This is a genomic window from Streptomyces sp. NPDC002845, assembly GCF_053591955.1.
Window position 1 is genome coordinate 1 of sequence record NZ_JBSFUU010000198.1, and the last position, 2,815, is coordinate 2,815.

3 protein-coding genes are annotated in these 2,815 nt (G+C 70.4%); 1 reads left to right on the forward strand and 2 read right to left on the reverse strand.

The window, feature by feature from the left end; genetic code table 11:
* On the reverse strand, positions 1–796 hold a 796-nt coding region (locus ACWD3C_RS48225), incomplete at its 3' end, for a transposase (RefSeq protein WP_451155133.1).
* A 128-nt stretch (positions 797–924) separates the two neighbouring features.
* On the opposite strand from ACWD3C_RS48225, the gene ACWD3C_RS48230 reads away from it, so the two are divergent.
* The gene (locus tag ACWD3C_RS48230; RefSeq protein WP_451155135.1) at positions 925–1,050 is read left to right on the forward strand and encodes a hypothetical protein; all 126 of its coding nucleotides are present in this window, start codon (positions 925–927) and stop codon (positions 1,048–1,050) included.
* A 77-nt stretch (positions 1,051–1,127) separates the two neighbouring features.
* Here the strand turns inward: ACWD3C_RS48230 and ACWD3C_RS48235 are convergent, their stop codons facing one another.
* The gene (locus tag ACWD3C_RS48235; protein ID WP_451155137.1) at positions 1,128–2,264 is read right to left on the reverse strand and encodes an ABC transporter substrate-binding protein; all 1,137 of its coding nucleotides are present in this window, start codon (positions 2,262–2,264) and stop codon (positions 1,128–1,130) included.
* Positions 2,265–2,815 lie beyond the last annotated feature (551 nt).

Genomic DNA, 2,815 nt, shown 5'->3' on the forward strand with positions numbered 1-2,815 from the left:
TGCCGTCGTCGGCGGTGCGCCGGCGCAGGCGGCCTGCCGCGTCGCGGTAGTAGTTCTGCACCACGATCTGCCGCAGCGCCTCGGCCTGCGGCCCGGGCCGGTAGCCCGGTCCGTGCCGGTGGAGGCGTTCCAGCAGTCGGCAGGCGTCGTCGCCGGCGGCGAGGATCCTGGTCTTGGGCCGGGTGGGGTTCTTGCCCGGACGGACCGGACGGCCGTAGCGGCGTCCCCAGTCCTCGTCGACCAGGCCGGTCAGCAGGTGTGCAGCGGTGCGGGCCACTTCTTCCAGCGTGGCACGGACGGCCTCGGTGACCAGCTCCAGCCGGGTCAGGTCGCGCACCGCGGCCAGGACGTGGGTGGAGTCGGTGCGCTGCGTGGTGCGCTCGCGCACGAGTCCGGCCTCCTTCAGGCGGGCGAGCGCCAGATCGAGAAGACGGTCGGCGCGGTCGTCCTGGGCGAGGCGCTCGCGGAAGTCGGCCAGTACGCCATGGTGGAAGCCGGGATCGTCCAGATCCATGGACAGGGCGTACTTGAAATCGATGCGGCAGCGGACCGCTTCCGCTGCCTGACGGTCCGACAGGCCGAGCAGGAGCTGCAGCACACAGACGATGGCCAGCTGGGCGGGCGAGATGCCGGGGCGTCCGTCGCGCGGGTACCAGCCCGCGAAGTCCTCGTCGCACCACAGCCCGTCCAGCCGGTCTCTCGCCCACATCGCCGTCGTACCGCCGGGGTTGCTCGCCCGCGCGATCTGTGCGGTCAGAGACGGGACTTGCTCACCGGAACGGGGACGGAGCGACAACGGACACCTCGGCAACTGCATCGGCCTGCGAAACAGCACCGAGCATGCCCGCTGATCATGCTGACACACCGGGAAACTCCAAGATCCCCGACAGAGTCAAGCTGAGGACCGGAGCCACACCCCGAGCCATGGCCGCCCTCGGGAACCTGGCCACCGGCCCCCTCCGGCTCACCGGCCGCACAGACATCGCCGTCGGCCTCCGCCACCACGCCCGCAACCCCGCCGGGCCCTTGGCCACCTCGGACATCAGGTGATCAAACCGGACACCCCGTGAGAACGACGCAGCCCTGGCGGCGTAGCCCACCGGTGGGACCTGCGGCCCCGCCCATGGTCACGCTCCGGGGTGCAGCCCGAGCCAGCCCGTCGTGGGGTCGCCCTTGACCTCGCCGAAGTACAGGGCGAACGTCTGCTTCCAGCGCTCCACTTCGGCACGGTCGGCCATGAAGCGGGGGAAGCCGTCGAGGTGGGCGTTCGGGTACTTCCAGATCGGCTTCAGCCCGCCCGCGGGAGTGACGTCGGTCCGTACCGACCAGCCGAAGAAGGCTGCTTGCTGCCGTTCGGCGGACAGCACCCAGTTGAGGTAGAGCTTGGCCGCGGCCGGGTTCTTGGCCTGTCGCAGGACCGCGAGGCGCTGCCCCCACGCCATGAACGGATGCCCGTCGGCCACCGCCCACTGCACGGGCTCCGACGCCGACGCCGCCAGCGACCCCGACCCGCCGACACCGATCGCCGCCTGGCCGCCGTTCAGCGCGTCCTCCGGGAAATTGGTGCCCCGCCCGAACCGCACGTCCTGTGCGGCCAGCCGGGCCACCCAGTCCCAGCCGTACCGCTCGGCGTACAGCTTGTAGAGAAACAGGACCGCGTCGTCGTCATGCGGGTACGACGAGGCGATCTTCCCCTTCCACTTCGGGTCGACCAGGTCGCGCGGAGTGCGCGGCGCGTCCGAACCGACCGCCGCCGGGCCGTACATGAAGCTGAAGCCGATCACCGCGCCCGCCACCCAGGCGCCCTGCGGGTCCCGGAAGCGGTGGTGCAGCTTGGAGAACCCGGCGGGCTTGTAGGGCAGCAGATGGCCTTGCTCCTTCCAGCGCGCGAAGTCGTGCAAAGTCTGCAGCTGGACGAGGTCGGGGACGAGGCTGCCGGTCGCGAGCTGGTTGTCGACACGGGTGCCGTGGTACTTGCTGTAGTCCACGATCAGCGTCATGTCGATGCCCGGGAAACGCCGCATGAAGCCCGCCTTGAGGCCGTCCAGCTGGGTCGGCGTGTCACCGCCGGCGTATAGCACGAGCTGGCCGCCCTCGGCGAGGGCGGCCTGGTGCAGCTCGTCGAGCGTCCTGGTCTCCTCGGGGCCGGAGGCGCGCCGGTACGCGGAAGGAGAGGCTGTGGCCGGAGCCGCGGCGGCGCCGAGACCGAGGGCGGCACCCGCGCCCGTGGCGAGGATACGTCGCCTGCTGAGGAAGCTGGACATGTAGGAAAGACCTCTCTGCTGGGAGGGAAGCACGAGACCCGGCGCCATGGACACGGGCCATGATTAGGGCGTGTGCCGAGTGCAGATAGCGCGTGGTCCGTACGGGGTCTTCGGTACTCGGACGGACCGCCGGACATGGTGGCGATCCTGCCGCTATTCGCCACCGGCAACCAGCCACTGCTTTCCTTACGAGCGGTCTTCCTACTACTGACAGGGACAGGCTATGGAGAGGGCAGAGCAGGGGTTTGCCCGGTTCGTGCGAACTTGGTCCGGTTGACGTTGGCGGCGAGCCCCACCGCCGGATGCCGAGCCCGCACCGAACGCCACCGCTTCCTCGACCTCTACGGCATCACACGATCAACCGGACATCCGAGAAAAACGCAGGGCCCTGGCATGCTGTCAGGGCAGGCCGGCATGTGCTGGCGGAAGCATGCGCGGCGGCTCGGGTTACCGGCCCGGGCCGCAGGCCGAGGCGCTGCGGCAGATCGTGGTGCAGAACTACTACCGCGACGCGGCGGGCCGCCTGCGCCGGCGCACCGCCGACGACGGCG